The sequence below is a fragment of the Nakamurella panacisegetis genome (assembly GCF_900104535.1).
Classification (GTDB): domain Bacteria; phylum Actinomycetota; class Actinomycetes; order Mycobacteriales; family Nakamurellaceae; genus Nakamurella; species Nakamurella panacisegetis.
In genome coordinates this window covers 1,563,497-1,590,449 of record NZ_LT629710.1, presented here as the reverse complement: position 1 = coordinate 1,590,449, position 26,953 = coordinate 1,563,497, and the positions used below count along the sequence as shown (strand labels likewise).

Sequence of the window (26,953 nt, the reverse complement as noted above, 5' to 3'; positions counted from 1 at the left end):
CACCCGGAGTCTTCGCGAGCACCGACATCGGACCGGCCCGGTCGAGTCTGCACGCCACGAAGAGCGGAACGAGCCTCGGGCCGGAGGGCAGCCATCTCACGCCGCCGGCAGCCCAGCCGGCCGGGCAGTGAGCGGTCCGTAGCCGCGGAAGCGGCCGGCGACCGAGGCGGCGATCAGGGCCGGATGGAACAGCTGACGGGTCGGGGTCATCAGGTGGTAGACGCCGCTCAGGGTGCGCGCCGCCCGGAGGTTGCCGTGGGCCTGCAGCCGGCCCAACTGCAGCGCCCACTGGTTGGACAGGTGCTCCAGGCGGGTCGGATCGTCCGGGCAACTCCGATACCGGCGGTCCTGCCCGGTGCAGATCGACCACGGAGTCTCGGCCAGGTCGGCGAACCTCGTCATCAATCGGCGGGACCAACCGGTGGTCGGTCCGTCCCGCAGCACCTCCCGCAGGGCCAGCGCCTCCGCGGCGGCGACCGAGATCCCCTGGCCGTAGACCGGGTTGAAGGCGCACAGTGCGTCGCCCGCCACCAGCAGACCGTCCGGCCAGTTGGGCAGGGCCTCGTAGTGATGCCGGACGTTGCTGGTCTGCCGATAGACCATGGCGTCGCCAACCGGGTTCAGCCGGGCGGCGATCCCGGCCAACGCCGGGTCGCGCAGTTGGGTCAGGAACTCGTCGAAACCGGCATTTCCCCGGGGCGGACGGTGTTCACCCATGCCCAGCACCATGATCATCCAGCGGCCACCTTCGACCGGCAGGGCCAAGCCGCCCCGCGGAGCCTCGGGCGTTGGCCCGATGACCACGCCCGGGACGTCGGCGAGGTCGGGGTCCCCTTCGTACACCCGGGTCGAGTACCCGATCTTCGCGTCCACCTCGGTGGTGCGCACCGCATCGCCGGCCAACTCGGTGAGCCACCGCCGGAACCGAGACGTGCGGCCCGAGGCGTCGACGACGAGTTCAGCGTCGAGTGTGCTGCCGTCGGACAGGATCACCGACCATCCTCTTGCCGATCGCGTCAATCCGGTCGCTGTCACCGGATTCCGGATGGTCACCCACGGCAGCTCCGCGACCCGGGCGGCGATGCAGGCCTCCAGCCGGGGGCGGGTGGTCGAGAGCACCTGGTACGACGATGCATTCCGGGTCGACCAGCCGTTCTCGCCCAGCCAGGCGAGCTTGGCGGTGTCGAACGGCCGGGCCCCGACGGCCATCAGATCGTCCCGGAGTCCGGGGAAGAACTCCTCGGCGGCCTGCAGGCCCCGGTGCAGGAATACGTGCGGATGCCGCCCTTGCGGCACCCCGTAGCGGGGCTGCGCCGTGCCGATCGTCTCGTCGCGCTCCAGCACGGTGACCCGGGCGCCGGCACCAGAGGCGGCCGCGGCCGCGAACAGGCCGGCCGCGCTCGCCCCGATGACGACCACGTGCTCGACGCTGATCCGTGCATTGACCATGAGTCACTCCCGCGTCGTCGGCCCGGACACCAGAATACGAACGGTTCAGCGGGGCCGGCCGGCCAGGAGACGAGTGGCCGTCGCACCGGGCCAGGACGAGGGCCTATCGGTGCGTGCCCCAGCCCGGGCGGGCGGCCGCGCGTCGGCGGCCGGGGGACCGGAGAGCCAGCAGCAGGAGGCCAACGCCCAGGACGAGAAGCGTGGCTGCGGCGGCGAGCATCGGCGCGGCGTCGATGCCGGTGCCGGCGAGCTGCGGGTTGGCCGTGGCGGGATCGCTCGGGTTCGGGTCGGCCGTGTTCACCGCTTGCGTGGTGCTGGAGCTGCCGGTGGCGGTGGTGGTCTCGTTGCTGGTGGAGGTACCGCTGCCCGCGGGCAGCTGGCTGGCGCTGGTCGCCGGCGTGCTGGTGTCGGCGGTGGTGGTTGAGTCGCTGATGGTGCTGGTGTCGGCGGTCGTCGTCGAATCGCTGGTTGGTGTGGTCGGGTCGGTTGAGGTGGTCGAGGTCGTCGTGGGCCCGGTGGTGCCGACGACGGGAACGGTCGCGTCGGCGGTGTTGGAGGTGGCGCCGGGTCCGGCCTGGGTGATGGCGGCGACGCGGTAGCTGTAGGTCTGGCCGGGTTGGGCGGTGGTGTCGGTGTACGTGGGGTCGGGGGTGGTGGTGTCGGCGACGAGGGTGGTGAAGGCGCCGCCGTTGGTGCTGCGTTCGATGCGATAGCCGGTGACGGATGCTCCGCCGGTGTCGGCGGGCGGGTTCCAGGCGAGGTCGATGTCGGTGGCGTTGAGGGTGGCGGTGAGGGTGAGCGGGGCGGTTGCCGAGACGGCCGTGACCGTGACGGTGTAGTCCTTGGTCGCCGTGGCCGGGATGCCGCTGACCGTGCTGGCCGCGGTGACGGTGAAGGTGAAGTCGCCGGCCGCGGTCGGTGTACCGGTGATCACGCCGGTGGTGGGGTCGAGGGACAGGCCCGGAGGCAGGCTTCCGGCGGTGACCGTCACCTGCGGCGCGGGCGAGCCGGTGGTGGAAACCGTTGCTGAGTAGCCGGTGCCGTACGTCCCGGCGGGCAGCGTAGTGGTGGTGGTGGTGGCCGGGTAGGTGTCGAGGGAGATCACCGAGATGCTCTGGCTGGTGCCGTTGTTGACGTAGGCGAACAGGCCGTCGGGGGTGATGTTGATGCCGGTGGGGGCGGTGCCGACGGTGATCGTGCTCACCACGGTCGAGGTGGCCAGATCGATCACCGAGACGGTGTTGGTACCGCTGTTGGTGACGTAGGCCCGGGTGCCGTCCGGCGTGGCGGCGATGCTGGTGGGCGCGGTGCCGACCGGAATGCTCCCGACGACGGTGTTGGTCACCGGGTCGATGACGGTCACCTCGTTGGAGCCGCGGGCCGCGCCGTACAGGCGGGTGCCGTCGGGGGAGAACGTGAGCCCGGTCATGGCATTGGTGAGGGAGGCGGTGGTGATCGTCGCGACGACGGTGTTCGTGGCGGTATCGACCACGGTGACGTTGTGCGACGTGGGTGAGAAGTGCCCGACATAGAGACGCTTGCCGTTCGGTGAGACCGTCAATGATCGCGCCGCCGACGCATCGGGAATCGACGCGATCACGGTGTTGGTGGCGGTGTCAACGACCGACTCGTTCGTCGAGCCGACAACGCCGTTGACGTTCGCGGCGTACACCCGCGAACCGTCCGGGGAGATGGCGATCCCGGCCGGTACGGTGCCGACCGGAATGGTGGGGCCTACGGTGGCCGTGGCGGTGTTGATGACCAGAACGGAATTCGTCGAACTCAACGTCACATACAGTTTCGACCCGTCCGGCGACACGACGATCCCTGTCGGCGTGACCGGCGTACTCACGGTCGAGGTGACGGCGTTGGTGGCCACGTCGATGAAGGAGACGGTCTTCGCCCCGCTGTCGGAGGTGTAGATCGTCTTGCCGTCCGGGGACACCGCGACCGAGTTTCCGACGGTGGTCCCACCGGGGCCGGCAATGGTCGTCACCACCGAATCAGCGGCGGCCGGCAGTGGGACGGCGACGGTGATGCCGAAGACGAAAAATATCGTGGCCAGCGCAGAGAGGCGAATTCGTCGCCTAGGTCGCCGGGCATTCGGAACCGACGTGCCACCCATGAAGACTCCCACTACTGTTCCGCAGAATGTCCGGTCGGCACACGCCACCGCGCGTGACCGTATCAACACGTGTCGTACCCATAGCCACTGGGCTATGGAACCTGTACCGGCCGACAGCGCCGGCATGACATGGGACAACCCCGGCAGTTGGCCGGCCGGGCCCGTTGCGGATCCCCACGGCGATGATGGTGGTATCGGCACCCCCAGGTCTTGGCGTGTATCCGAAGTTTCTTGCGCTGTCGAGAGTTCCCTGGGTGTCGGCCGTGTTCCAGCGGCCGACCCGGCGGCGGCCCTGGCGACGCAGCCGGCCCGATCAGGACGAGAGACCCGAGGGCGATACTGCACGCTATGACGACACCCCAGGTCACCGTGATCACCGGAGGTGGCCGCGGCATCGGAGCGGCCACCGCCCTGCGCCTGGCCCGCCTCGGGCATGCCCTGGTGATCAACTACCTGGTCGACGCGGACGCCGCCCTGGCCGTTGCGGCCCGAGCCCGTGCGGCGGGCGCCCCGTCGGTCGTGGTGCTTCCGGGTGATGTCTCGGATCCGGAAGATGCCGGAGCCCTGTTCGCACGGGCCGTCGACACATTCGGCGCGGTGACCGGGCTGGTCAACAACGCCGGAAGCACCCTGCACATCGGACGGCTGGCCGACACCGATCCGGCCGTCATCCGGCGGGTGATCGACGTCAACCTGACAGGTGCCGTGTTCTGTGCGCGGATGGCCGCACGCCTCATGACGAACGGCGGATGCATCGTCAATGTCTCCTCCGCCGCGGCGACGATCGGGTCGGCCGGGGAGTACGTTCACTACGCCGCGGCCAAGGCCGGTGTCGATGCCCTGACCGTCGGCCTGGCCAAAGAGCTTGCCCCGCAGGGTATCCGGGTGGTCGGGGTGGCGCCCGGTGTGGTGGAGACCGAGATCCACGCCGCGGCCGGCGACCCCGGGCGCACGGCCAGGGTCACCGGCCGCATCCCGATGGGGCGGGTCGGGCGCCCGGACGAGATCGCCGGCACCATCGCCTGGCTGTTCGGTCCCGACGCCGACTACGTCACCGGCACCACGATCAGGGTCGCGGGTGGCTTGTGAGCCGCCGACCCATCCTCGCGCGGGATCGGCCTCGAACCGAGACCGACAGCTACGAATTCGACTGGGCGGGGGAACATCCGATGCGGGACCGGGTGTATCGGGTCGTTGCCCGCATCGCCCGCGGCGTCTTCGGGTTGCTCGACATCCGGTTCGACATCCGCGGGGCGCATCACCTACCGGCGGCCGGGCCGGCGGTGATCGCGTCCAACCACATCAGCTACCTGGACTTCGCGTTCGTCGGGCTGGTCGCCCAGCAACGACGGCGGATGGTGCGATTCCTGGCCAAGGGATCGGTCTTCCGACGGCCGCTCATCGGGCCGCTGATGAGGGCCATGGGCCACATTCCGGTCAGCCGGGCCTCCGGCGCCGGCGCGTACCGACACGCCGAACGGGCGCTGCAGAGCGATCAGTTCGTGGGCGTGTTCCCGGAGGCCACCATCAGCCGGTCCTGGACGCTCAAGCCGTTCAAGGTCGGCGCGGCGGCCCTGGCCACCGACCAACGAGTGCCGCTGGTGCCGATCGTCACCTGGGGCGGACACCGCATCCTCACCGTGGACGGCCGATATCACCTGCGCCGGCACCTGCCGGTCACCATCCTCGTCGGTGAGCCGATCCTGCCCGACCCGGCCCGGACGGCCACGGAGGCCAATGCGCTGCTCGGTCACCGGATGGCCGGCCTGCTCGACCTGATCCAGCGGGACTATCCGGAGCGCCCGGCCGATCTCCGGGACCGATGGTGGCTCCCTCGTCACCTCGGCGGCAGCGCCCCGGACCCGGTGTCGGCCGCGGCGATCGACGCCGCCCGGATCCGGCCCTGACCCGCCGCGCCGATCAGACCTGAGGTCGGCGCCGAGCCGACGCTCGGAAGATAAGGCGTTCGCCTCATGTGCCCAGCACGTCTTACGGCGAGGTTGGTATCCATGACGATGAACTGGTTCGTAGTGGAGAATCTGATCGGGCAACGGGAACGCGATCTGGTGCACGCCGATGAGCGGCGGTGGCCGGACATCGGACACGCGCGGAGGTCCCGCCACATCCGACGAGGAGTGGCCGGCGAGCCCCGCGCTACGCGACGATAGGTTCGTGCCCCGCCCGACCACATCCCCCGGCGCTGCGCGCGCCGAGTCGACCCTCCCCGGTGCTGCGCCGGCCGAGTCGACCCCGCGGCGGTTGATCGGACGCCAGGCCGAGCTGACCGAGTTGATCGACCGTTCGGTCAGCTCGTCCGAGCCGACGATCACCCTGCTGTCCGGTGACGCCGGCACCGGCAAGACCCGGTTGCTGCAGGAGGTCGGCGTCAAAGCCAGCGCCGCCGGCGGCCTCAGCCTGTTCGGGTCGTGCGTGCAGGTCGGCGACTTCGGCCTGCCCTACCTGCCGATCATCGACGCGTTGCGCGCGGTGGAGGCGGATCCGGACGGCGCGCAGGTGCTGCAGCAGGAGGCCGCGGTCCGGCCCGCCCTGGCCCGGCTCCTCCCGCAGCTGGTCGGTGGGCCGGCCCCGACTGCCCCGGGGTCGGACGGGCTGGCCCAGGGGCAGTTGTTCGAGGCCCTGCGTCGAGTATTGACCGCCCTGGCCGAGACCCGGCCGGTGCTCCTCGTCATCGAGGACGTGCACTGGGCCGACCGGAGCACCCGCGACCTGATCGCCTTCCTGGCCCGGACCCTGCGGACCGGCCGGATTGCCGTGATCGCCAGCTACCGCAGCGATGACCTGCACCGGCGGCACCCGCTCCGGCCGTTGCTGGCCGAGATGGCCCGACTGCCTCATGTCCGGCGGATCAACCTCGGTCCGCTCGGCCGGGACGAGGTGGCGCAGCTGCTGGAGCAACTGTCCGGCGCCCCGGTCGATCCGCAACTGCTCGAGCGGGTGTTCGCACGCAGCGAGGGCAACGCGTTCTTCGCGGAGGAACTCGCCCGGGCGCGGGCCGGTGGCCCGCCGGGCCGGCTGCCCGACGAGCTGGTCGACGTCCTGCTCAGCCGGGTCGAGGACCTCGGACCGGCCGGTCGGGAGGCGGTCCGGGCGGCCGCGGTGGCCGGCCGCCGGGTCGGGCACGACCTCCTGCTGGCCGCGGCGGGTACGCCGGACATCGAGGACGGGCTGCGGGAGGCGGTCGAGGCCGGGCTGATGATCAGCGACGGGGACACGTACGCGTTCCGGCACGCGCTCTACCAGGAGGCGGTCTACGGCGACCTGTTGCCGGGGGAGCGGGTGCGTCGTCATGCCCGGTTCGCCCAGGTGCTGGCGGACGGGGTCGACCCCAGCGTCGGTCCGGCCGAACGGGCCCACCACCTGCTGGCCAGTCACGACCTGCCCGGCGCCCTGCGGGCATCGGTCGATGCCGCCGCCGCGGCGGAGGCCATGGCCGCACCGGCCGAGGCGCTGCGTCATCTGGAGCAGGCGGTGTCGTTGCTGGACCGGGTCGGGGATGCCGGCGGCCGCCTGGATCTGCTGCGCCGCGCGGCCGAGGCCGCCTCGAACAGCGGCGACACGGCCCGGGCGATGGCCTTCGGGTCGGCCGCGGTGACCGAGGCGGACGCCTGCGGAGCCGACGTCATGGTGCGGGCGCAGGTGCGGGAACGCCTCGCGCGCCTGGCGTTCGAGGCCGACCAGAGTGGCGATCGACCGTCGCGGGAGGCCCTTGAGCTCCTGCCGGACGCGACCGCGCTGCGGGCGCGGGCCCTGGCCACCCGGGCCCGGGCGATGTTCGACGGCAAGAGCCTGGAAATGGCGGCCGAGATGCTGGCCGAGGCCGTCCGGATCGCGGAGCAGACCGGTGCGGACATGATCGCGGCCGACGCCCTGGTCACCCTGAGTCTGATGGCCCGGCGCGGGCTCCTCCCGGCCGCCGGGGCGCCGGCCATGATCGACGCCCTTCCCATGACGACCGGTCCGGAGGGCCTCGACATCCGGGTCAGGACGCTGCGATTCCTGTCCGCGCAGCTGATGGAGGACGGGGATCTCGAAGGCGCGTTCGCCGCGGCGCAGGAAGGGGTCGACCTGACCGATCGGGCGGGGTTGGTCTGGAGTTCCTATGGCCTGGACCTGCGGCTGATGCGCGGCTGGGTGCTCGCCGCGACCGGTGACTGGGATCAGGTGCTGGCCGACAGCCTGGCCGCGGTCTACGCGCCGACCGAACCCGGACGGGTCCTGGCCACCCAGGCCGTCGGGGTACTCGTTGGCCGTGGCGATCCGGAAGCCGAACGCCTGCTGGCCCGATTGCGCGGCACCGGCGACCACTACGCCGAGCTCCAACTCGATCTGGCCGAGGTCGATCAACGCCTGCTCCAGGGCCGTCCCGCGGAGGCCCTGGCGCTGGCCCGGGCCTGTGCGGCGCAACTCGTCGAGGACGGCTGGGGTACCGAGAAGCTGTTGCTGGCCGCCCGGCAGGCGGCGGCCCTGGCCGACCTGGCCACCGGAGCCGGCAAGGGCAGGTCCGAGCCCGGCGCCGACCTCGCCGAGCAGGCAAGGGCGCTGGCCGACGAGATGGATGCGGTGCCGCTCACCCCCGCGTCCAGTGGGCCATTGGGCCGGTCCTGGCGGCTCCGGCTGCGGGCCGAAGCCGACCGGGCGAACGGCGCCGACACGGCCGGGCAATGGCTGCAGGTCCGGACGGCCGCGGTGGACGCGGGCCGGGTGCCCGACCAGGCCTACGCCGGCATCCACGCGGCCCGCCTGTTGCTGTCGGGCGGGGAGCGGGACCGCGCCGCCGATCTGCTCCGGGTTGCCGAGGCCCAGGCGTCACAGCTCGGTGCCGCCCCGATGCTGGAGCAGATCGCCGAGTTGGCCCGGCGGGGGCGCCTCGACCTGCGGCCCACCGCCGCCGTGCAACCGACCGGGTCGCCGCTGACGGCCCGCGAGACCGAGGTGCTGACCCTGGTGGCCACCGGGCGGTCGAACCGTCAGGTCGGGCAGGAACTGTTCATCTCCGACAAGACGGCGAGCGTGCATCTGAGCCGCGTCATGGCCAAACTCGGCGCCGCCACCCGGACCGAGGCGGTCGCTCTGGCCCGGCAGCGCGGTCTGCTCCCCTGAAGCGGTGAGTCCTGGTGGCCAGCCCGGCCCGCAGAGCGGGAATCGGGCGGATCCCCGCGGTGCGGGCCAACCGAAGACCGACGACGACGGTGACGGCGCCCGGGATCAGGCCGCCGAGGAGCAGCCCGCCGCGCGGGCCGAACCATTCGTCGATCGCGCCGACGGCCGGGCCGCCCAGGCAGCCGGCCCCCATCACCACCATCAGGTACAGCCCCAGTACGCGGCCACGGATGTGGTCGCCGGCGGCCAGCTGGACCGTCGCATTGGCCGTGATCCCGAACAGGACCACGCACAGGCCGAGGCCGATCAGAGCGATGCCCAGGGGTAGCAGACCGGGGATCGACGATGCGCCGATCTGCGCTCCGGCCAGTGCCGCGGCCAGGGCGACCAGCCCGCGCAGACGGAACGTCCCGTGACGGGCGGCGAGAAGTGACCCCACGACCGAACCCGCGGCCATCAGTGACGTCAGCAGTGCGAATCCGGACGATCCGGCGTGGAACACGCGGGAGGAGAAGGAGGCCATGGTCACCGGAAGGCTCATCGTGAAGAAGGAGAAGATGCCGGCCAGGATGGTCGGGTATCGCATTTCCGGATGGGCCATCAGGTAGCGGGCGGCCGCGCGGACCTGGCCCCGCTGCGCCGGGGCACGCCGCGTGATGACCAGGTCGGCCGGCCGCAGGACGGACAGGGCGAGCAGGGCGGCCAGGAACGACCCGCAGTTGACGAGGAACGCCGAGCCGATGCCGATCGCGCCGATCAGCACCCCACTGATCGCGGGCCCGATCAGTGCGCCGAGCTGGAACACCGCGGAGTTCAGGCTGATCGCGTTGCGCAGCAACAACGGCCCGACGAGGTCGTTGGCGAACGATTGCCGGGTCGGGTTGTCCACTGCGACGGCGATACCCAGAATCGTTGCCAGGGCGTAGATCTGGAGCACGGTGACCCGATGCTCCATGGTCAGCAATCCGAGAGTGCCGGCACACGTGGCCATCACGCTGTTGGTGATCAACAGGATCCGACGTTTCGGGTACCGGTCGGCGATCAGTCCGCCGATCGGTCCGAGCGCGATGGTGGGTAGGAACTGCAGAGCAGTCGTGACGCCGACGGCGGTCGCGCTGCCGGTGAGCGTGAGAACCAGCCAGTCCTGGGCGATCCGCTGCGTCCAGCCGCCGATGTTGGAGATCAGCTGGCCGGCCAGGAAGATCCGGAAGTTGCCGGACCGCAACGAGGTGAACATGTCGGAGGAGGAAACGGGGCGTTGAGTGGACCGGGAGGACAAGTGCAATCCCTTGATTTCGATGACGGGTCGGCGCTGACGACCCCTATCCTGTTGCATCCGTCGCTCATTTGGTACAAGAATTGATGCAATCAAAGTCATTACGATACGTAATTACCGACCGGAGGCGCGTGTGTACGAGCCCGATCACCTGCGGACCTTCCTCGCCGTCGCCGGGACGCTGAGCTTCACGCGCGCGGCGGCCGAACTGGGGCTGGGGCAGCCGACGGTCAGCCAGCACATCCGCAAACTCGAAGCGTCCGTGGGCCGGCCGCTGTTCCTGCGCGACACCCGGACGGTGACCCTGACCGCCGACGGTGAGGCGATGGCCGGGTTCGCCCGGACGATCCTGGCCGCCCAGCAGGAGGCGGCGGCGTACTTCACCGGGTCCGGCCTACGCGGCCGGCTGCGGTTCGGCGTCTCGGACGACCTGGCGTTGACGGCGCTGCCCCGCATCCTGCGCGATTTCCGCCGGCTCTACCCGCGGATCGACCTGGAACTGACAGTCGGGCAGAGCGGAAACCTGCATCGCCGTCTGGAGTCCGGGCACCTGGACCTGGCGTTCGTGAAACATCAACCGGGCGACGGACGGGCGTCGGTGGTCCGGCGCGACCGACTGATCTGGGCGGCGGCCGAGGGGACGGTGCTGGAAACGGCCCGCCCGGTGCCGCTGGTGGTCTACCAGGCGCCGAGCCTGAGCCGGGCGATCGGCGTCCGAGCCCTCGACGCCGCCGGCCGCTCGTACCGGATCACCTGCACCGTGCGCGGGGTCAATGGTGTGCTGGCGGCCGTCCGGGCCGGTCTCGGGATCGCCGTGTTCGCCCGCAGCCTGGCCCCGCGGGACCTGATCGAGGTGTCCGCGGCCGCGCTGCCCGACCTCGGCGAGGTCGACTTCGTCCTGCTGACCGGACCGCGAGCGCCGGCCGACGCCACGACCGCCCTGACCACCGCGATCCTGGGCAACAACCCACAACTGGCCGGCCGACCTGATCAGCGGAGCGATCAGCTGCCGTAGACCTCGGCGACGACCGTCGCCGGGCGAGGGTGGGGGCGGTCAGCCCCGTCGATCGGCGAGACCTTTCAGGTATGCGGCTTGTCCGGCGTGCTGCAGGGAGTCGCTGATGACGCTGACCAGCCGGACGGCCACGGTGACCGGCGGGTCGAAGCGACGGTCGACCACGCGTTCCAGCTCCACGTCGTCGAGCCCCTCGAGGTAGCGGACCGTGTTCTCGTGGACCGCGGAGTGGTAGGCCGCCAGCAGTTCGGCCGGTACCTGCACGGCGCCGACCTCCTCCGCGTCCTGCCCGTACCCGGTGGCCTCCATGGCGAAGGGCAGGCTGAACCGGTCGACCCAGCCCTGGCTGATCCACACCTGCTCGCCGCCGGTAATGCCGGCCAGGTGGTCGTCCTGGATCCGGGTGAGGTGCCAGATCAGCCAGCTGATCGAGTTGGCCGCCGCATCGGGCCGGTAGGTCCCGACCTCCTCGGTCAAGCCGGCGGTCACGGCCCCGACCACCTGGTCGACCCGGTCGAACGCGTCCTGCAGCACGGCCCGCGTGGAATTCGTCATCTCGTCTCGTCTCTGCCGGTCACAGGGTGGCCAGCCACTCGTCGACGACGGCGGTCAACCGGGCGTCGGACTTCGGGTCGTGACCGCCCGGCAACCACGCCTGGGTGACCGGCCCCGCGATGTCACCGACGTAGCCGGCGAACTCGGTGGGGCTGCCGAACGGATCCTTCTCCCCTGAAACGAACAGAACCGGCACCTTGATTCCCGGAAAGTGCTCCACCCGGGGCTTGTCCGGTCGGCCCGGCGGATGCAGCGGATAGCTCAGCAGGACCAGACCCGCCGCCGGCAACCCCTGGGCGACCGCCATCGAACACATCCGCCCCCCGTACGAGCGGCCCCCGAGGACCAGCCGGTCGGGCTCGATCCCCAGCTCGGCGACGAATCGGGCCGCCTGCTCGGCCAGGTGGGCGATCGCCACCGGGGCCCGGTCCGGTGCGCGCCGTCCGGCGATGCGGTAGGGAAAGTCCATTCGCAGGCAGGGCAGGGGATCGACGGCATCCGCCAGGGCGACCAATGTGCGGTTGTCCCGGCCGCCTCCGGCACCCGGGGTGAGCAGGAGAGCGCCGACGTGCGGGGAGGGGATCATCGGCCCATGTTGGCAGATGCGTCGAGACGCCGGACGGCCCCGGCGAGACTTCGCCGGGGCCGGTCGGGTTGCTGAGGGTGAAGATCAGCTGGTGGTCTTGGCCGGCGGCGACAGGACGGTGTCGATCAGGTAGACCGTGGCGTTCTTGGTCTTGACGTTGCCGCAGATGACGGTGGAGGTGCCGTTGATCTTGATGTTGTCGCCGGAGCCGGTGACGGTCAGCGACGCACCCTCGACGGTCTGGTGGGTACCGGCGATCTTCGAGGCGTCGAGCTGGCCCGCGATGACGTGGTAGGTCAGGATCTTGGTCAGCAGGGCGCTGTCCGTGGTCAGCTTGGTCATGGTGGCCGAGTCGATCTTCTTGAAGGCCGAGTCGACCGGGGCGAACACCGTGAACTCGCCGGAGTTGAGCGTGTTGACCAGGTTCACCTTGGCGTTCACCTTGCCGGACACGGCGGCGACCAACGTGGTGAGCAGCGGGTTGTTGCTCGCGGCGGTGGCGACCGGGTCGGCGGCCATGCCGCCGACCGAACCGGCGCCCGACGGGACCGCCTTGGCATAGGCAGCGCAACCTGATCCGACCAGGGCCGATGCGTCGGACGCCCCACCCGAGGCCATCGCCGAACTGGACATCGGGGCGGCGCTGGACATGGGGGCAGCGCTGGACATGCTCGACATGGGGGCAGCGCTGGACATGGGAGCCGCGCTGGATGTCATCGGGGCGGAGGACGAGGAGGCCATCGCCGCCGAGGTGGCCGACGAGGCGGCGGTGCCGCTGCTGCTGGAACCACAGGCGACGAGGGCGAGGGCCAGGCCCCCGGCGACGGCGAGACCGGCAAGACGCTTGATGATCATTCGGTGGTGCTCCTTTTTGGCATGCGGACGAAGCCCGGCATCGTCCGTGGTGGTGGGCTGATCCGCCGGCGGCGTTGGGCGCCGGGCGGAGCGATCACGTGGTGTCGCCCGAAACCCGATACCTGACGCCCGGAGTGATTGCGGGGCAACGGGTTCGGGTGGATCTCGGAACTCCCGGATTTCCTCTCCGGCTGACATCAGGTGATTCGGGGACCCCCCTGCGCCGGATGGGTCCGATTGCCCTCGTTATCGGAACGAGATCTTCGGTCGCTGTCCGTGAGAGTTCGGCGCGTACCGTCGTGCCTACCGGAGGAACCCAGTTCCGGCTGTCAGGGTGAGCAGGTGTCTTCCCACTTGAATCGACGTACCGCGCTGATCGTTGCCGGTCAGGGCATGACGGCGCTGCTGCTGGCGGCTTGCGGCCAAGCGGCCGGTCAGCACGCCGACGCTCCGGCTTCGACCGCCGCCGGCAGTCCGGCCGCGACCACGCCGCCTCCGGTTCCCAACCGGCCCCCGGTAACGGTGCCCGGCCTCACGTCGGCCTCGTCAGCGGCGCCCTCGTCGATCGCCGGCACCCGGCTGTCGCTCACGCCGTTGAACAGCCACAGCGCCACCACCTCGGTGTCCTCGACGCCCACCCCCACCAGCACGGTCACCCACACCACGACCGCCCCCACCCCGACGAGCTCCAGTCCGGCTGCCCCGACCACCACCAGGTCCAGCAGTACCCCGACCCCGACGTCGACCTCCTCGTCCCGCACGACCGCCAGCGCGCCGTCGAGCACCAAGAAGGCCGGTGGTTCCGGACTGGCCGGGAAGGTGGTGGCCATCGATCCCGGCCACAACGGCGCCAACGAGAGCCACCCGGAGATCATCAACCAGATGATCGACGGCGGATACGGTCAGCGGCACGTCTGCAACACCACCGGCACCCAGACCGACGCCGGCTACCCGGAGCACGAGTTCGCCTGGAACGTCGCCACCTACCTCCGGCCGATGTTGGAGGCGAAAGGCATCACCGTGGTGATGACCCGATCGAACGACTCGAGCGTCGGCCCCTGCACCGACAAGCGGGCGGCCATCGAGAACAACGCCGACGCCGACGCGGTGGTGTCCATCCACGGCGACGGTGCGCCGTCCGACGTCGAAGGCTTCTACGTCCTGACGGCGACCCGGCCCCCGGCCGGAGCGACGATTGCTGCGGCGTCGTTGCGCCTGGCCTCCTGCATCGCGGCGGGCGTCAAGGGGGTCGGCTTCCCGCCGTCCAACACGTTGGGCAGCGGGGGCCTGTGGAAACGGGACGACCTGACCGGTCTGAACCGCTCCACCCGACCGAAGATCCTCATCGAGTGCGGCAACATGCGCAACCCGACCGAAGCCGGGCTGATGTCCTCCGACTCCGGGCAGAGGAGATACGCCCAGGGTCTGGCCGACGGGGTCTTCGAGTTCCTGCGGGGCGGCGGGTCGGCGTCCTGACCGGTGGGCCGGGCGCAGCTACCAGGTGACGGGCAGGTCGTCCACGCCGTGCACCACCGAGTACTCGTGGAACGTGATCTGATCCGGCTCGGTGGCCAGCCGTAGTCCGGGGAACCGCCGCAGCAGGGCCGGGTAGGCGATCCGCAGTTCCATCCGGGCCAGTTCGGCGCCGACGCAGCGGTGCGCGCCGTAGCCGAAGGCCAGGTGCGGGGACAGGTGGCGGGGATCGAAGGACTGCAGGTTCTCGCCGAGCGCCGGGTCACGGTTCGCACCGGAGAGCGAGCACAGCACCATCTCGCCCGCCTTGATCGACTGACCCCCCAACTCCATGTCCTGCTTGGCGAACCGCGGGAAGGCCAGCTGCACGACGGTCAGATACCGCAACATCTCCTCGACGGTGGGACCGGTGGCCTCGTCATCGGCGCGCAGCGCGGCCGCCACGTCCGGATGCTGCAGCAGCAGCACCACACCGAGCGCGAGCATGCTCGCCGTCGTCTCGTGGCCGCCGACCAGCAGACCATCGGCCAGGCCGGCCAGTTCGGCGTCGGACAGCTCGTCGCCGTGCTCGCGGATCAGCATGCCCAGCAGGCCGTCACCGGGCACCTGCCGCTGGGCGGCCACCAGTTCCCGCATGAAGGTCAGGGATTCGCTGATCGCGTCGAGGCCGGTGCCGGCGCCGCCGAAGATGTCGAAGCGGGAACCGCTGAGCCGCTGGAAGTCCGCGCGATCGGGATACGGCACATCGAGCAGTTCGCAGATGACCAGCGACGGGATCGGCATGGCGAAGGTCTCGACCAGGTCGACGCTTCCCGTGGCCCGCCGCGCCTCCATCACGTCCAGCTGCTGGGCCACGATCTGCTCGATCCGGGGCACCAACCGGGCCAGCCGCCGCACCGTGAACTCCGGCGTCAGCGCCTTCCGGAGTTTCGTGTGCTGGGGCGGGTCGCTGAACCCCAGCCCGCCCGGGTCCTGAGCCGCCGTCGCCTGCCCAGCGGTGGAGGCCACCACATTGCTGAAGTCGTTGCTGAACGACTTCGTGTCGCCGATCACCGAGCGCACGTCGTCGTAGCCGGTCACCAGGTAGGCCGAGATGCCGAACGGGAACTCCAGCCGGCTGACCGGCTGCTCCAGCTGACGCTGGGCCAGCCACGGCACCGGGTCCAGCCCGTTCCGCATCAACGGCATGAATGCTTCGGTCATCGGTCGCTCCTTCGTGCCAGTTCGCTCGCCGGAAGTATCGCCGAGCCGGGGTGAGCTACGCGTTCAGGTCTCCAGCAGCCCGGCCTCGTGGGCCAGGATCGCCACCTGGACCCGATTGGCCACACCGAGTTTGAGCAGCAATCGGGAGACGTGCGTCTTCACCGTGGCTTCGGACAGGAAGAGCTCGCGGCCGATCTCGGCGTTCGACAGGCCACGACCAACGGCCGTCAGCGCCTCCAGTTCCCGGGGCGTGAGGCCGGCGATGCGTTGCCGTGCAACGCTTCTGCGGTCGTCCCGGCGGTCGGCGGCGAAGTGCCCGATCAGCGTGCGGGTGACCGTCGGCGACAGCATCGCCTCACCGGCGGCCACCACGCGGATGGCCTGGATCAGCTCACGGGGTGGGGTGTCCTTGAGCAGGAACCCGGCCGCGCCGGCCTGCAGGGCCCGGAACACGAAATCGTCGAGGTCGAAGGTGGTCAGCACCACCACCTTCGGCGCATTCGCGGTGGCCCGCAGGCGCTGGGTCGCCTCCAGCCCGTCGACCGTCGGCATCCGGATGTCCATCAGCACGACATCGGGGCGGTACCGGGCGACGGCGGCCGGCACCTCGGCGCCGTCGGCCGCCTCGCCCACGATCTCCAGGTCGTCGGCCGAGGACAGGATCATGGTCAGACCGGCCCGGACCAGGGCGTCGTCGTCCACCACCAGAACCCGGATCATGCGGTCAACACCCGTTGCGCCCCGACCGGGATCACGGCGACGACGGTCCAGCCGCCGTCCGGGTCCTGACCCGACCGGAGGGTGCCGCCGAGGACCGAGATGCGTTCGCGAAGGCCGATCAGTCCCGATCCGGCGCCTGGCAGCAGGCTGCCGGCCGATACCGGCCGACGGTTGGTGACGACCGTGGTGATGGCGCTGCCCTCCTGGGTGACGGTGATGGTGGTGGCGGCGCCGCGGGCGTGCTTGTGCACGTTGGTCAGGCACTCCTGGACGATCCGGTACACGGCCCGGCCGACGGCGGCCGGCGGCGTCACCGGCACGGTGACGTCCAGCGACACGGGCACCCCGGCCGCCCGCGACGACTCGACCAGCGGTTCCAGGTCGCCCAGTTCCGGTTGCGGGCGGAGCTCCTGCCCGTCGGAACGCAGCACACCGAGTACCTCGCGGAGATCCTCCAGGGCCTGCCGGGCGGTCACCCGGAGCAGGGCCGCGGTCCGCTCCACCACCTCCGGACCGGCGGCCGCGTTGACCTCCAGTCCGCCGGCCTGCAGGGCGATCAGGGACATCTTGTGCGCGAGTACGTCATGCATCTCGCCGGCGATCCGAGCTCGCTCGGCCAACCGGGCCTGCTCGGCCCTGATCTCCCGTTCGGCCTCGGCCCGATCGGCCCGCTCCTGCAGGGAGGTGATCAGATCGCGGCGCACCCCGATGTAGGCGCCCCACAACGCGAAGATCAACGCACCGACGGTGCCGCCGATCAGCGCGTTGGCGTCGAAATGCTGACCCGAACCGGGCACCGGGGCGGCGAACGCCGTCGCCGCGATCACCGTCGCGGCCACCAGCACCCGATCCCGGCGCACGATCGCCACCCGCATCAGGGCGAAACCGGTCGGCAACGGATTGCCGGTGAGCAACACCACCGGGATGCCCAGCAGACCCACCCGGATCGGGTAGCGCCGCCGCAGGAGCAGGGCGGCCGTGCCCAGGACACCGAGAACGGCGACCAGCCACTTCGGGGTGCTGCCGCCGAAGGACGGGACATCGATGAAGACCGACACCACGGTGTAGACCATCGACAACGCCGTCACCGCGACGTCGCGGCCGAGCGGGCCGGTCGCCGCCCGCCACCACCGCTTCGCCGTCCGCATGCCGATCAGCCTATGGCCGCCCCGTCCGCCGCGGGGTGAGCCGAAAGTCGCCGCTCTCCGGGTTCGGTCGCGACTTTCGTAGGGGGACGGTCGCGACGCTCGCTCGATGTGCCACAGGTGGCCCGATCGGCAGAGTTCTCGCCATGATCAACGTCGAGAACCTCACCAAGCGGTACGCCCACCACCTCGCGGTCGACAACGTCTCCTTCCGGTGCGAGGTCGGCTCCATCACCGGCTTCCTCGGGCCCAACGGCGCCGGCAAGTCGACCACCCTGCGCATGCTCACCGGTCTGACGCCGCCGACCTCGGGCCACGTCACCATCGACGGGTCGTCCTACGCGCGGCTGCCCAATCCAGGGCGGCTGATCGGCGTCATGCTCGATGCCGCGGCCCAGCACCCGGGCCGCACCGGTCTGGAGACCCTGAAGCTCACCGCCCGCCTGCTGGACGTTCCGGCGAAGGAGGCCGTCCAGATGCTGGATCGGGTCGGTCTGGCCGGCGCGGCCAAGCGTCGCGTCGGCAACTACTCGTTGGGCATGCGGCAGCGCCTCGGCATCGGGAACGCCCTGCTCGGGGATCCGTCGGTGCTGGTGCTGGACGAACCGGCCAACGGCATGGACCCGGAGGGCATCCGCTGGATGCGCGGGCTGCTGCAGGACTTCGCCGCCGGCGGCGGGACGGTGCTGCTCTCCAGCCACCTGTTGGGCGAGGTGCAGGCCACCGTCGATCGCCTGGTGGTGATCGGCAACGGCCGCATCGTCGCCGACGGGTCCTTGGACGAGATGCTCGCCGGTAGTGGGACGGTCGTCCGGGCGGTCGACGGTCCGGCCCTGGCCGCGGCCCTGGCCGGCGCCGGACTCACCGCAACCACCCGGGACGACGGCTCCCTGCACGTCGTCGGCTCGGCCGAAGAGGTCGGTCGGGTCGCCGCCGCGTCCGGAGCCGTCCTGACCGCCTTGGGCGAGGGCGGTGGTCTGGAGGACGTGTTCTTCCGCCTCACCAGCCCCGCCGCCGCCTGAACCCCGCACCCACCCAAGAAGGAAGATCCTGATGACAACCCTGACCACTCCCGTTGCCACGACCACTCGCATTGCCCCCCAACGATTCTCCGCCCTGACCCGGGTCGAAATCTGGAAGATGATCAGCACCCGGAGTGGCCTCGGCGTCCTCGGCGCCGTCCTGTTCATCGTGCTGGCCGGGACGACCTGGGAACTGTTCAACACCGCCACCCGACCGCCGTCCTGGCAGGAGTACTCCGGTCTGCTCACCGCGGCCGGGATGGCCATCGCGATGATCGGGCTGCTCGGCATGACCGCCGAGTGGACCCAGCGCACCGCGCTCACCACGTTCACCCTCTCGCCGCGCCGCGGCCGGGTGCTGGGTGCGAAGTTCGTGGCCTCGATCGCGCTGGCCGCCGCGGCCACCGTGGCCGCCGAGTTGCTGATCCTCGGTGGGGTGGCTGTGGGCGGTCTGATCAGCGGACACACGGCCGACTACACCGGCCTCGGGCGCGGACTGACCAGCTTCCTGATCATCTCCATGCTCCAGGTGACGATGGCCGCCGGCTTCGGGGCGCTCAGCGCCCAGACCGCCGTGGCGGTGGCCGCGTACTTCGTGGCGCCGACCATCTACTCCGCCGCCGGGCCGGCGCTGCTCGGATCCAACTCGGACTGGCTGGACGTCTTCTCCGCGTTCGACCGGCTGTCGTCCTCGACGCCCTTCGGCCACGCCGCGCAAAGCGCCACGTCGATCGCGTTCTGGATCGTGCTGCCGACGGTGGTGGGCGTCGTCCGCAGTCTGAAGCGCGAGGTCAAGTAGGAGACTCCGAGCCGTCGGGGCGGGCGATCCCGGGACGCGAGAGGGGCTGCGTCAGCGCTGGGAGTGCGGTCCCACCACTGCCCGAACAGGAGCGATCACCGGGCGAGCTGTGCGGGCACCCCTCGAGCTGCACAGCAACCGCACCGAGCCGCCCGATGTCTGTCCTGCCGGGTCGTGCGTGTTGGTTCACCGCCTCGACGGTCGGTCGGCCCGATCTGTTGCTTGCCACAGCAAGTCGTTACCAATCCGTAACGCGTACCCGGCATTCCCGGCGAGACGGGGATGCCGGGTTTCGTCGTGGACGGGGGGAGATGAGAGCGGTTCGGCCGGTGTCGGCGTCAGGGTCAGGGGCGCTTGGCCGCGCATGCGGCGCAGAGGCCGAACAACTCCACCTGATGGTCCAGATCGACGTATCCGTACTCCTCGGCCACCGCCCGGGCCCACTTCTCGACGTTCGGCGCGGCCACCTCCTGGGTGAGCCCGCACGACCGGCAGACCAGGTGATGATGATGCGCCGGCTGCTCGCACTGGCGGTAGAGCACCTCGCCGGTCTCGTTGCGCACCGCGTCCAGATCGCCGGCGGTGGCCATCTCCTGCAGGGCCCGATAGACGGTGGCCAGGCCGACGGTGGAGCCGGAGGCCCGGAGGGCGGCGTGCAGGTCCTGGGCCGAGACGAATTCCTCGGTGCCGGCCAACAGCGAGGTGATGACCGCCCGCTGGGACGTGTTCCGGCGCTGTGTCACCGCCATGAACCACTCCTTCGTCCGGACCAGGGGACATCGACCCCCGGCAGGGCCATCGTATCGGTCCGGCCGCGTGCGGGCCGGTGTCACGCCGGGCGGCCGGGTGCTCCGACCGGCGGCGGACCTCCGGGCCCGCGCCGAGCCCGCCCGCCGATGCACATGGAGTTCATGGCCGCGTCGTTAGGGTGACCGACAGATGCGGCCGTCGGTCGCCGAGAAGAAGTGGAACGGAGTCTGACGTGGTGCAGGTATGGCGTCCGGCCGGCCGGAGGACGCGGGCCGGCGTGCTGGTCGGCGCGGCGGTGATCGTGGCGCTGGTGTCCGGTTGCACCTCGCGGTCCGGCTCGGCCCCGGCGGCGTCGACGACGGTGACGGGGACGTCCACGGTCACCATGACCACGACCGCGAGCCGCAGCACTCCGGCTGCGACGTCGGGTCGGTCGACCGCCGTGTCCACCGTGACCAGGACAAAGGGTGGTGCCACGATCACCGCGGGGGCGGGTGGGCCGCCGGCCACCAAGGAACCCGCCGCCGTCGACGGCGACTGCCCGTACCTGAGTGCCGACGTCGTCTCCGAGGTCACCGGCCAGCACCACGGGCAGACCCAGCTGCTCAAGGTCGCACCCCACCCGATCTGCGTGTTCTACCGGTCCGACGGCGGACTGATGGCCAGCGTCCGGGTGATCGCCGCGGCCGACGCGCGGGCCGCGACGGCGGCCGTCAACCAGCACGTCCCGATCGCCGGGTCGCAGCCGGCATCTCAACCGACCGGTTGGAGTGGCGGATCGATGAGTACGGGCGGCCAGATGACCCAGGACTCGAAGGCCAAGTCGGTCTACGCGGTGTCGCGTGGCAACATCGCGGTCGTCGTCGAGGAGAACGAGAGCCCGTCGATCAAGGCCAGGGTGATCGCCGTCTGCGCCATCTACGGGCTCGGTCTGCAGGCGGGCGCGAAGCCCGACTACTGCTCGGTCCCCAACTGAACCAGTGAACCAGCCACCGCGTGGACCGGCAGTCGACCCGGCAACCGGCCCGCGTGATCTGCGCAGTTCCCCCTACGTGGCAGGATGGACGGCGTGAGTAACCTCTACGCGACCCTGCACACCAACCGTGGCGACATCCGGATCGAACTGCTGCCCGACGCGGCGCCCAAGACCGTGGCCAACTTCGTCGGCCTGGCCGACGGCACCGGCAAGTACTCCGGAAAGAACGCCTCCGGTACCGAGTCGGGTCCGTTCTACGACTCGGCGATCTTCCACCGCGTCATCGAAGGCTTCATGATCCAGGGCGGAGACCCGACCGGCACCGGCCGCGGCGGCCCCGGCTACACCTTCGGCGACGAGTTCTTCTCGGGCCTCGGCTTCAGCAAGCCGTACCTGCTGGCGATGGCGAACGCCGGCCCCGGCACCAATGGATCGCAGTTCTTCATCACCCTCGGCAAGACCCCGCACCTGAACAACAAGCACACCATCTTCGGTGAGGTGGCCGACGCCGAGTCCCGTGCGGTCGTCGATGCCATCGGTTCCACCGCGACCGACCGGTTCGACCGGCCGTCCGATGACGTCGTGATCAACTCGATCACCATCGAGCGCAAGGACGAGGCCTGACCTTCCCGGTCAGCGCCAGTCCCGCCTCCGAACATGAGAAGCCCCAGGACGGTCCGGCGTGGTCGGTCGGGGTCGAACGGTGAGTCGATGAACACATGACGAACCCGACCCCGCCCCCCGGCCAGGACCCTTCTGGGGTTTCCTGGACCCCGGCTCCGTATGGCCAGGCCCCGCCGCCCTACGGCCAGGCCCCGTACGGGGCTCTCCCGCCGTACGGCCAGGCTCCATACGGCCAGGCGCCGTACGGATCGTCGGGCCAGCAGACGTGCACCGTCCACCCGGACCGGGTCACCGCCCTGCACTGCACCCGCTGCGGTCGCCCGGCGTGCCCGGACTGCCTCACCCCGGCCAGCGTCGGATTCCAGTGCACGGCGTGCGTGGCGCAGGGCCGCGCCGTCCAGCGCCCCGTGCGTACGGTGACCGGTGCCATCCAGGGCCGACGGCCCGTGGTCACCTTCACGCTGATCGCCGTCAATCTGGTGATCTTCCTGATCACCGCCCTCCAGGCGAAGTCAGGAACCGACCTGTCCGGCTCCTGGGTCTATCGCCAGGGCGGCGAGTCCAGCTACCTGGTCGCCTCCGGCCAGGTGTGGCGGCTGTTCACCAGCGGCTTCCTGCACGCGTCGGTCATCCACATCGCGCTGAACATGCTGTCGCTGTACTTCGTCGGGGTGGCGTTGGAAGGCCTGCTGGGCCGCGGACGCTTCGTGACGGTGTACGTGCTGTCACTGCTGGGTGGTTCGGCCTGCGCCATGCTGCTCAGCTCGCCGTTGGCGTTCGGCGTCGGCGCGTCCGGGGCCATCTTCGGCGTTCTCGGTGGTCTGGTCGTCGTCTTCAAGAGGTACCGGTTCGACCTCCGCCAGCTGATCCTGGTCTTGGCCATCAACATCTACGCCAGCTTCCAGATCAGCGGTGTGTCCTGGGAGGCGCACCTGGGCGGGTTGGTCGTCGGACTCGCCGTCACGGCGGCCATGGTCTACCCGAAACCGGCCATCGCCCGGAACGTACTGATCGGCACGGTGATCGCCGTACTGGTCGTGGTGGTCGCGATCGTCGTCATCAAGGACGCCCAGATCGGCTCGGTCTTCTGCGGCATCAGCTCGGACGGGTACTACACCAGCTGCTCGGGCTGAGGCGACGAACCCGCCGTCCCGCCGATCCGGTCAGCGGACCGCGGGCCACCAGCGGCTCAACGCGGCGACCACGTCCGCCGGGTCGATCCCGCCCAGTTCGGTCCGACCGAAGACCAGCAGGAGATCGTCGTCCAGCTCTATCTCCAATGACGTGGAGGACAGACCCCGGCGTCGGCGGCTGGGGGCGGCGATCGACACGATCCCGGCCCACGGGAATACGCGCATGCCGCCCGGTCCGCGTACGACCAGCCCGTCCGGGCCGGCGGTCAGCCGGCGGCGCATGGTCAGCAGCAGGGCTCCGGCGATCGCGGTGACACCCGCGCCGGCCCCGGCGACCAGACGATCCTCGGGTGCCCCGGCGACGATCACCCAGATCAGGAAGGCCAGGCACAGCAGGCCCGCGATCGTCGGGATGAGCGGCCGGACCCCCCACGTACGGGTTGGCCCGGTCATCGCGGGTCGGCTGTTGCGGATCCACCGTCACGGGTGTCCACCGGAGGTTGTCCACACGAGTTGTCCACAGTGGGGATGGAATTACACACGTGTTGTTCCGGGCCCGGACCGGCTCGAAAGCGTCAGCGCCACCGCATGGTCATCAGCAGACCGCCGATCATCAGCGCGAAGCCGACGGCGAAGTTCCAGTTGCCCAGGGTGTTCATCAGGGGCAGACCGTTCGAGATCAGTACGCCGCTGGCGTTGTAGCTGCGGCCGCCCCAGAGGTAGTAGACGATCAGCCAGAGCAGGCCGAGCACCATCAGGCCCAGCATGATGCCGATGTAGAGCGGACCGGATGGGCCGGCCACCTTCACCCTGGTCGTCGTGTAGGAGTTCGCGTTCGCCTGGGCGGACGAACTGGCCGTGGCGACGGCGACCTTCTTGCGGACCTTGGACTTGGGCACGTCGTTCCTCGCTGCTCTGGGATGGGTACTGCTGTGATAACAAGAAAATGACTGTTCAACTGCTGATTCGGGCGACCCGGTCAGGCATCGCCGCTGGTCGGCGATCGCACGGTGACGGGTAACCGGGACCGTACATGCCTGCGCCTAGCCTACGTGCTCAGTGTCGAATCGCGGGACCGTCATGGGGAATCGGACCTTCGGTCAACGCTTCGTCAGCAAGGTGGGATGCGTCAGGAAGGGCGTCGGGTGACAGGCGAGGCATCGGCAGCGGACCCGGCATCCGTCGACCCGCAGGGCTCTGCGCCTGACGTCCCCAAGACGTCCGGGCGGCGTGCCGGTTCCTCCCGTCGGGCCTGGAAGTCCGCGTCGATCGGCGTCTTCCTGGTCGCCGGTGCCCTCCTTGGCACGGCTCGTTCGTACTCGCACGGCGAGGACATCCGGAACCGGTCGGTCGACCTGTCGGTGCTGGTGAAGGGGGCCGGTAGCCGGGTCGACGCGGCCCAGGCGCGGGCGGCGTCGCTGCAGTCGGACATCAATGCGCTCGCCGGATCGGACGTGTCCCCGCAGGTGGCCAAGGCCCGGCAGCGAGCGTCCGCGTTGGCCGGCGCGGCCGGTCTGACCGCCGTGAAGGGTCCGGCCCTGCGGGTGTCCCTGTCCGATGCCCAACGCGACTCGGACGGCAACTATCCGGCCGGGGTTGCTCCGGACGACCTCGTCGTTCACCAGCAGGACGTCCAGTCGGTCGTCAACGCCCTCTGGGCCGGCGGCGCGGAGGCCATGATGATCATGGATCAACGCGTCGTCACCACCTCGGCGGTGCGCTGCATCGGCAACACCCTGTTGCTGCAGGGCCGGACCTACTCCCCGCCGTTCGTCATCACCGCGATCGGTGACGCGACCAAGATGTCCAGGGCGCTGGACACCGAGCCCGGCGTCGCCCTGTTCCAGACCTACGTCCAGAAATTCCAGCTCGGTTTCGAGATTGATCAAGTGAAAGACGTGACGCTGCCCGCTTATGCGGGTCTCATCCGTATGACGGCAGCACATCAGGAGACGAAATGACCGACGGCCACCGGCCCGACGAACCCGACCAGCCCGGCCCGCCGGAACCGACGCCGCCCGGGCCGTGGATCCTGCCCGCCGACGGCACCGACGACCACCAGGGGCGCGCGGACGACACCGCGGTCATCCCGGCCGTCTCGCCGGTCACCCCGGCCCCGTTCGAGTCGACTGAACTGTTCACGGCGGGCGGCTTCTCGACGCCCGACGAGGCGGACGAGCCGGCCGAGCCGGCCGATGCCACCGCCTTGATCCCCTCGGCCATGGTCGGGCCCTCCGAAGGTCCGGCCGAGCGGCCACGGAACCACAACGAGATCCGGCCTCCGCGGGACCGGGTGCGCACCGTGGCCCGCGGGATCGGCCAGACGCTGATCACCGCCGGCATGGTGGTGCTGCTGTTCGTGGTCTACGAGGTCTACGTCACTGACATCTTCGGGCACGAGAAGCAGGTCAAGGCGACCACCGCCCTGGAACAGGCCTGGGCCACGGTCCAGCCGTCGACCGCCGGGACGACGGCCGCCGGCAGCAAGGACAATGACGTGGTCACGGTGACCGACCCGAACAAGCTCGTGGTCAACCCGGCGACCAGGAAGCGGAACTACAAGACGCTCAACGGTCAGGGGTTCGCCCGGATCTACGTGCCCAGTTTCGGCGCCGACTACTCGTTCACCATCATCGAAGGGACAACGACGGACGATCTGTACGCCGGGCCCGGGCACTACGAGAAGACCCAGTACCCGGGCGAGAAGGGGAACTTCGCGGTGGCCGGACACCGGGTGTCCAAGGGATCACCGTTCAACAACCTCGGGCTGCTGAACTCGTGCGATGCGATCGTCATCGAGACGCAGAGCGAGTGGTTCGTCTACCGGGTGCTCCCGATGGCCAACGAGATCGCGACCTGGACCTCCACCCAGCACGCCCATTGCGACGGGGTCAAGCCCCAGACCGGTCAGTACGCCGATGTGCTCGGCCGGGAGATCACGGTGCCGTCGGACTACGCTCAGGTGCTCCCGGTGCCGCACGTGGAGTCCACCACGGTGCCCGCCGATGCCGAACGTCTGATCACCCTGACCACCTGTCATCCGCAGTTCTCGGACACCCAACGGATGATCATCCACGGTGTTCTGGTGAAGACCTACAAGAAGTCGGGCAAGTTCCTGCCGCCCGAATTGAACGAGAGCTGAGACGTGTACACCTGGATCTGGCGCCATCTCCCCGGCCCGGTAGCCGTCAAGCTGCTCGAGGCCCTGATCATCTTCTTGGCCGTGGTCGCCCTGTTGTTCTTCGTGGTCTTCCCCTGGCTGGAGCCCTATCTGCCGTTCGACCACGTCACCACCGCAACCTGATCAAGGGCCCGTTCGCGGATCCCGGAGGGCCGGATCCCGGAGGGCGCCTGCTCGCCCATCGGGTGAGGTCTAGTCGGTGCCGCCGGCCCCGGTATGGCCGACCGCTCGGCTGCCGTGGCCGACGCCGAGGCGGTTCGATCCCGGCGGGTGGGAGCCGACCGCCGGGGACGAGTTCGACTGCGGGACGAAGACAGCACCACGGCGGGTGATCGCCTCGGCGATCACGGATTCGATGAACTCGTCGGTCAGCGGTCGCCGCAGGACCAGTAGTTGGAACACGCAAGGGCCCATGATCAGTGCGTACTCGTCCTCGGTGAACTGACCCCAGCCGGTGCGCAGGGCGGCCATCCGGTCGTCGACCATCGTCCGGAGCGTCAAGGCGCTGCCCGGGTCCGTCGTCGCGTGGGCCATCAGCAACGTGGTCGCACTGGCGATCGCGGGGCCGGCCATTCGGGCCCGGAAGTCGTACAGGAACGCGCGCAGATGGGCCTCCGGGGTCCGCTCGGCCGGCGTCTCCCGACCGAGGTCGCTGGCCGCGACCAGCACGTCGGCGATCAGTTGCTCCCGGGTGGCCCAGTGCCGGTACAGCGTCTGACGGGCGACCCGAGCTCGTTTGCCGACATTGGAAAAGGTGACGGCGTCCGCGCCCGATTCGGCGAGCAGGGTGCGGGCGCAGGACAGGACGTGCTCGCGGGTCCGTTCGACGCGTGGATCCACTTCGACCGCCTCGGATTCGTCAGCGATGAGAGGCAAAAATGGGACATTCTGTTACATAACGGACGATTTCGATCCGCCCAGTTTAATCCGCACCCGTCGGCCCCG

The 26,953-nt window shown here is 70.1% G+C and carries 27 protein-coding genes; 13 read left to right on the top strand and 14 right to left on the bottom strand.

The genetic code is table 11. The features are described 5' to 3' along the window. Positions 1-96 precede the first annotated feature (96 nt). Both BLS97_RS07000 and BLS97_RS06995 read right to left on the bottom strand, forming a co-directional pair. Positions 97-1,449, bottom strand: a complete 1,353-nt coding sequence (locus BLS97_RS07000) for an NAD(P)/FAD-dependent oxidoreductase (RefSeq protein ID WP_090475353.1) — start codon at positions 1,447-1,449, stop codon at positions 97-99. A 103-nt stretch (positions 1,450-1,552) separates the two neighbouring features. Then, positions 1,553-3,574, bottom strand: coding sequence for a beta-propeller fold lactonase family protein (locus tag BLS97_RS06995; RefSeq protein ID WP_172832228.1), 2,022 nt, complete (start codon positions 3,572-3,574; stop codon positions 1,553-1,555). Positions 3,575-3,922: 348 nt separating this feature from the next. Here BLS97_RS06995 and BLS97_RS06990 point away from each other — a divergent pair, with 348 nt between their 5' ends. The 3 genes from BLS97_RS06990 (at position 3,923) to BLS97_RS06980 (ending at position 8,695) form a co-directional block, all read left to right on the top strand. After that, positions 3,923-4,663, top strand: coding sequence for an SDR family NAD(P)-dependent oxidoreductase (locus BLS97_RS06990; protein WP_090475351.1), 741 nt, complete (start codon positions 3,923-3,925; stop codon positions 4,661-4,663). An 80-nt stretch (positions 4,664-4,743) separates the two neighbouring features. Next, positions 4,744-5,481 carry a lysophospholipid acyltransferase family protein gene (locus BLS97_RS06985; RefSeq protein ID WP_090481573.1) on the top strand — a complete coding sequence of 246 codons (738 nt, stop codon included), beginning with the start codon at positions 4,744-4,746 and terminating at the stop codon, positions 5,479-5,481. A 265-nt stretch (positions 5,482-5,746) separates the two neighbouring features. Further along, the gene (locus tag BLS97_RS06980) at positions 5,747-8,695 is read left to right on the top strand and encodes a helix-turn-helix transcriptional regulator (protein ID WP_172832227.1); all 2,949 of its coding nucleotides are present in this window, start codon (positions 5,747-5,749) and stop codon (positions 8,693-8,695) included. On the opposite strand, the gene BLS97_RS06975 is transcribed toward BLS97_RS06980, so the two are convergent. Next, on the bottom strand, positions 8,622-9,974 hold the full coding sequence (locus BLS97_RS06975) for an MFS transporter (protein WP_157695249.1): 1,353 nt from the start codon (positions 9,972-9,974) through the stop codon (positions 8,622-8,624). The two genes, BLS97_RS06980 and BLS97_RS06975, sit on opposite strands and share 74 nt — an antisense overlap. Before the next feature lie 130 nt (positions 9,975-10,104). Here BLS97_RS06975 and BLS97_RS06970 point away from each other — a divergent pair, with 130 nt between their 5' ends. After that, entirely contained in the window at positions 10,105-10,986 is an 882-nt protein-coding gene (locus tag BLS97_RS06970) for a LysR substrate-binding domain-containing protein (protein WP_090475348.1), read from the top strand. A gap of 39 nt (positions 10,987-11,025) precedes the next feature. On the opposite strand, the gene BLS97_RS06965 is transcribed toward BLS97_RS06970, so the two are convergent. The 4 genes from BLS97_RS06965 to BLS97_RS23405 form a co-directional block, all read right to left on the bottom strand. Next, complete coding sequence (locus BLS97_RS06965; protein WP_090475347.1) at positions 11,026-11,541, bottom strand: mycothiol transferase; 516 nt, start codon at positions 11,539-11,541, stop codon at positions 11,026-11,028. Positions 11,542-11,560: 19 nt separating this feature from the next. Further along, a complete protein-coding gene (locus tag BLS97_RS06960) occupies positions 11,561-12,127 on the bottom strand; it encodes an alpha/beta hydrolase family protein (protein ID WP_090475346.1) in 567 nt (188 codons plus the stop codon). Positions 12,128-12,211: 84 nt separating this feature from the next. Beyond that, positions 12,212-12,982: a fasciclin domain-containing protein gene (locus BLS97_RS06955; RefSeq protein WP_090475345.1), complete on the bottom strand. Its 771-nt coding sequence runs from the start codon at positions 12,980-12,982 to the stop codon at positions 12,212-12,214. 434 nt (positions 12,983-13,416) lie between these two features. Further along, entirely contained in the window at positions 13,417-13,812 is a 396-nt protein-coding gene (locus tag BLS97_RS23405) for a hypothetical protein (RefSeq protein ID WP_197676447.1), read from the bottom strand. On the opposite strand from BLS97_RS23405, the gene BLS97_RS23400 reads away from it, so the two are divergent. After that, positions 13,805-14,458 carry an N-acetylmuramoyl-L-alanine amidase gene (locus BLS97_RS23400; protein WP_197676446.1) on the top strand — a complete coding sequence of 218 codons (654 nt, stop codon included), beginning with the start codon at positions 13,805-13,807 and terminating at the stop codon, positions 14,456-14,458. The genes BLS97_RS23405 and BLS97_RS23400 overlap by 8 nt on opposite strands. Positions 14,459-14,476: 18 nt before the next feature. On the opposite strand, the gene BLS97_RS06945 is transcribed toward BLS97_RS23400, so the two are convergent. The 3 genes from BLS97_RS06945 to BLS97_RS06935 all read right to left on the bottom strand — a co-directional run bounded on the left by BLS97_RS06945 (position 14,477) and on the right by BLS97_RS06935 (position 17,526). Beyond that, positions 14,477-15,658, bottom strand: coding sequence for a cytochrome P450 (locus BLS97_RS06945; protein WP_090475343.1), 1,182 nt, complete (start codon positions 15,656-15,658; stop codon positions 14,477-14,479). Between the two features lie 63 nt (positions 15,659-15,721). Continuing rightward, a complete protein-coding gene (locus BLS97_RS06940; protein ID WP_090475342.1) occupies positions 15,722-16,378 on the bottom strand; it encodes a response regulator in 657 nt (218 codons plus the stop codon). Continuing rightward, positions 16,375-17,526, bottom strand: a complete 1,152-nt coding sequence (locus tag BLS97_RS06935) for a sensor histidine kinase (protein WP_090475341.1) — start codon at positions 17,524-17,526, stop codon at positions 16,375-16,377. The genes BLS97_RS06940 and BLS97_RS06935 overlap by 4 nt, the downstream gene beginning before the upstream one ends. A 143-nt stretch (positions 17,527-17,669) precedes the next feature. Here BLS97_RS06935 and BLS97_RS06930 point away from each other — a divergent pair, with 143 nt between their 5' ends. Beyond that, positions 17,670-18,545, top strand: a complete 876-nt coding sequence (locus BLS97_RS06930; protein WP_090475340.1) for an ABC transporter ATP-binding protein — start codon at positions 17,670-17,672, stop codon at positions 18,543-18,545. Between the two features lie 31 nt (positions 18,546-18,576). Then, entirely contained in the window at positions 18,577-19,344 is a 768-nt protein-coding gene (locus tag BLS97_RS06925) for a hypothetical protein (protein ID WP_090475339.1), read from the top strand. A gap of 344 nt (positions 19,345-19,688) precedes the next feature. On the opposite strand, the gene BLS97_RS06920 is transcribed toward BLS97_RS06925, so the two are convergent. Then, the gene (locus tag BLS97_RS06920; protein ID WP_090475337.1) at positions 19,689-20,093 is read right to left on the bottom strand and encodes a Fur family transcriptional regulator; all 405 of its coding nucleotides are present in this window, start codon (positions 20,091-20,093) and stop codon (positions 19,689-19,691) included. 233 nt (positions 20,094-20,326) lie between these two features. On the opposite strand from BLS97_RS06920, the gene BLS97_RS06915 reads away from it, so the two are divergent. From BLS97_RS06915 to BLS97_RS06905, 3 genes are all read left to right on the top strand, one after another. After that, positions 20,327-21,070 carry a DUF2020 domain-containing protein gene (locus BLS97_RS06915; RefSeq protein ID WP_090475336.1) on the top strand — a complete coding sequence of 248 codons (744 nt, stop codon included), beginning with the start codon at positions 20,327-20,329 and terminating at the stop codon, positions 21,068-21,070. An 84-nt stretch (positions 21,071-21,154) separates the two neighbouring features. Continuing rightward, positions 21,155-21,694, top strand: a complete 540-nt coding sequence (locus tag BLS97_RS06910; protein WP_090475334.1) for a peptidylprolyl isomerase — start codon at positions 21,155-21,157, stop codon at positions 21,692-21,694. Positions 21,695-21,789: 95 nt separating this feature from the next. Beyond that, positions 21,790-22,827 (top strand): rhomboid family intramembrane serine protease, encoded by a 1,038-nt coding sequence (locus BLS97_RS06905; protein WP_090475332.1) that lies wholly within the window; start codon positions 21,790-21,792, stop codon positions 22,825-22,827. Between the two features lie 30 nt (positions 22,828-22,857). Here BLS97_RS06905 and BLS97_RS06900 read toward each other — a convergent pair whose 3' ends face one another. Together BLS97_RS06900 and crgA are read right to left on the bottom strand one after the other, a co-directional pair. Continuing rightward, a complete protein-coding gene (locus BLS97_RS06900; RefSeq protein WP_090475330.1) occupies positions 22,858-23,280 on the bottom strand; it encodes a PH domain-containing protein in 423 nt (140 codons plus the stop codon). A 122-nt stretch (positions 23,281-23,402) separates the two neighbouring features. After that, the gene (gene crgA / locus BLS97_RS06895; protein ID WP_090475328.1) at positions 23,403-23,726 is read right to left on the bottom strand and encodes a cell division protein CrgA; all 324 of its coding nucleotides are present in this window, start codon (positions 23,724-23,726) and stop codon (positions 23,403-23,405) included. A 246-nt stretch (positions 23,727-23,972) separates the two neighbouring features. Here crgA and BLS97_RS06890 point away from each other — a divergent pair, with 246 nt between their 5' ends. The 3 genes from BLS97_RS06890 to BLS97_RS23210 are packed head-to-tail and all read left to right on the top strand — an operon-like array spanning position 23,973 to position 26,131. After that, complete coding sequence (locus BLS97_RS06890) at positions 23,973-24,788, top strand: DUF881 domain-containing protein (protein ID WP_231988397.1); 816 nt, start codon at positions 23,973-23,975, stop codon at positions 24,786-24,788. Beyond that, the gene (locus BLS97_RS06885; RefSeq protein WP_231988396.1) at positions 24,785-25,969 is read left to right on the top strand and encodes a class E sortase; all 1,185 of its coding nucleotides are present in this window, start codon (positions 24,785-24,787) and stop codon (positions 25,967-25,969) included. The genes BLS97_RS06890 and BLS97_RS06885 overlap by 4 nt, the downstream gene beginning before the upstream one ends. Before the next feature lie 3 nt (positions 25,970-25,972). After that, positions 25,973-26,131: a hypothetical protein gene (locus tag BLS97_RS23210; protein ID WP_090475324.1), complete on the top strand. Its 159-nt coding sequence runs from the start codon at positions 25,973-25,975 to the stop codon at positions 26,129-26,131. A gap of 69 nt (positions 26,132-26,200) precedes the next feature. On the opposite strand, the gene BLS97_RS06875 is transcribed toward BLS97_RS23210, so the two are convergent. Continuing rightward, positions 26,201-26,848 (bottom strand): TetR/AcrR family transcriptional regulator, encoded by a 648-nt coding sequence (locus BLS97_RS06875; RefSeq protein ID WP_157695248.1) that lies wholly within the window; start codon positions 26,846-26,848, stop codon positions 26,201-26,203. Positions 26,849-26,953 lie beyond the last annotated feature (105 nt).

Bases quoted from the DNA above. Each gene is read 5' to 3' on its own strand.
- BLS97_RS07000 (WP_090475353.1), bottom strand. From the start codon at position 1,449: ATGGTCAATGCACGGATCAGCGTCGAGCACGTGGTCGTCATCGGGGCG.
- BLS97_RS06995 (WP_172832228.1), bottom strand. From the start codon at position 3,574: ATGGGTGGCACGTCGGTTCCGAATGCCCGGCGACCTAGGCGACGAATT.
- BLS97_RS06990 (WP_090475351.1), top strand. From the start codon at position 3,923: ATGACGACACCCCAGGTCACCGTGATCACCGGAGGTGGCCGCGGCATC.
- BLS97_RS06985 (WP_090481573.1), top strand. From the start codon at position 4,744: ATGCGGGACCGGGTGTATCGGGTCGTTGCCCGCATCGCCCGCGGCGTC.
- BLS97_RS06965 (WP_090475347.1), bottom strand. From the start codon at position 11,541: ATGACGAATTCCACGCGGGCCGTGCTGCAGGACGCGTTCGACCGGGTC.
- BLS97_RS06960 (WP_090475346.1), bottom strand. From the start codon at position 12,127: ATGATCCCCTCCCCGCACGTCGGCGCTCTCCTGCTCACCCCGGGTGCC.
- BLS97_RS06955 (WP_090475345.1), bottom strand. From the start codon at position 12,982: ATGATCATCAAGCGTCTTGCCGGTCTCGCCGTCGCCGGGGGCCTGGCC.
- BLS97_RS23405 (WP_197676447.1), bottom strand. From the start codon at position 13,812: ATGGCCACCACCTTCCCGGCCAGTCCGGAACCACCGGCCTTCTTGGTG.
- BLS97_RS06945 (WP_090475343.1), bottom strand. From the start codon at position 15,658: ATGACCGAAGCATTCATGCCGTTGATGCGGAACGGGCTGGACCCGGTG.
- BLS97_RS06940 (WP_090475342.1), bottom strand. From the start codon at position 16,378: ATGATCCGGGTTCTGGTGGTGGACGACGACGCCCTGGTCCGGGCCGGT.
- BLS97_RS06935 (WP_090475341.1), bottom strand. From the start codon at position 17,526: ATGCGGACGGCGAAGCGGTGGTGGCGGGCGGCGACCGGCCCGCTCGGC.
- BLS97_RS06930 (WP_090475340.1), top strand. From the start codon at position 17,670: ATGATCAACGTCGAGAACCTCACCAAGCGGTACGCCCACCACCTCGCG.
- BLS97_RS06925 (WP_090475339.1), top strand. From the start codon at position 18,577: ATGACAACCCTGACCACTCCCGTTGCCACGACCACTCGCATTGCCCCC.
- BLS97_RS06920 (WP_090475337.1), bottom strand. From the start codon at position 20,093: ATGGCGGTGACACAGCGCCGGAACACGTCCCAGCGGGCGGTCATCACC.
- BLS97_RS06910 (WP_090475334.1), top strand. From the start codon at position 21,155: ATGGACGGCGTGAGTAACCTCTACGCGACCCTGCACACCAACCGTGGC.
- BLS97_RS06905 (WP_090475332.1), top strand. From the start codon at position 21,790: ATGACGAACCCGACCCCGCCCCCCGGCCAGGACCCTTCTGGGGTTTCC.
- BLS97_RS06900 (WP_090475330.1), bottom strand. From the start codon at position 23,280: ATGACCGGGCCAACCCGTACGTGGGGGGTCCGGCCGCTCATCCCGACG.
- BLS97_RS06885 (WP_231988396.1), top strand. From the start codon at position 24,785: ATGACCGACGGCCACCGGCCCGACGAACCCGACCAGCCCGGCCCGCCG.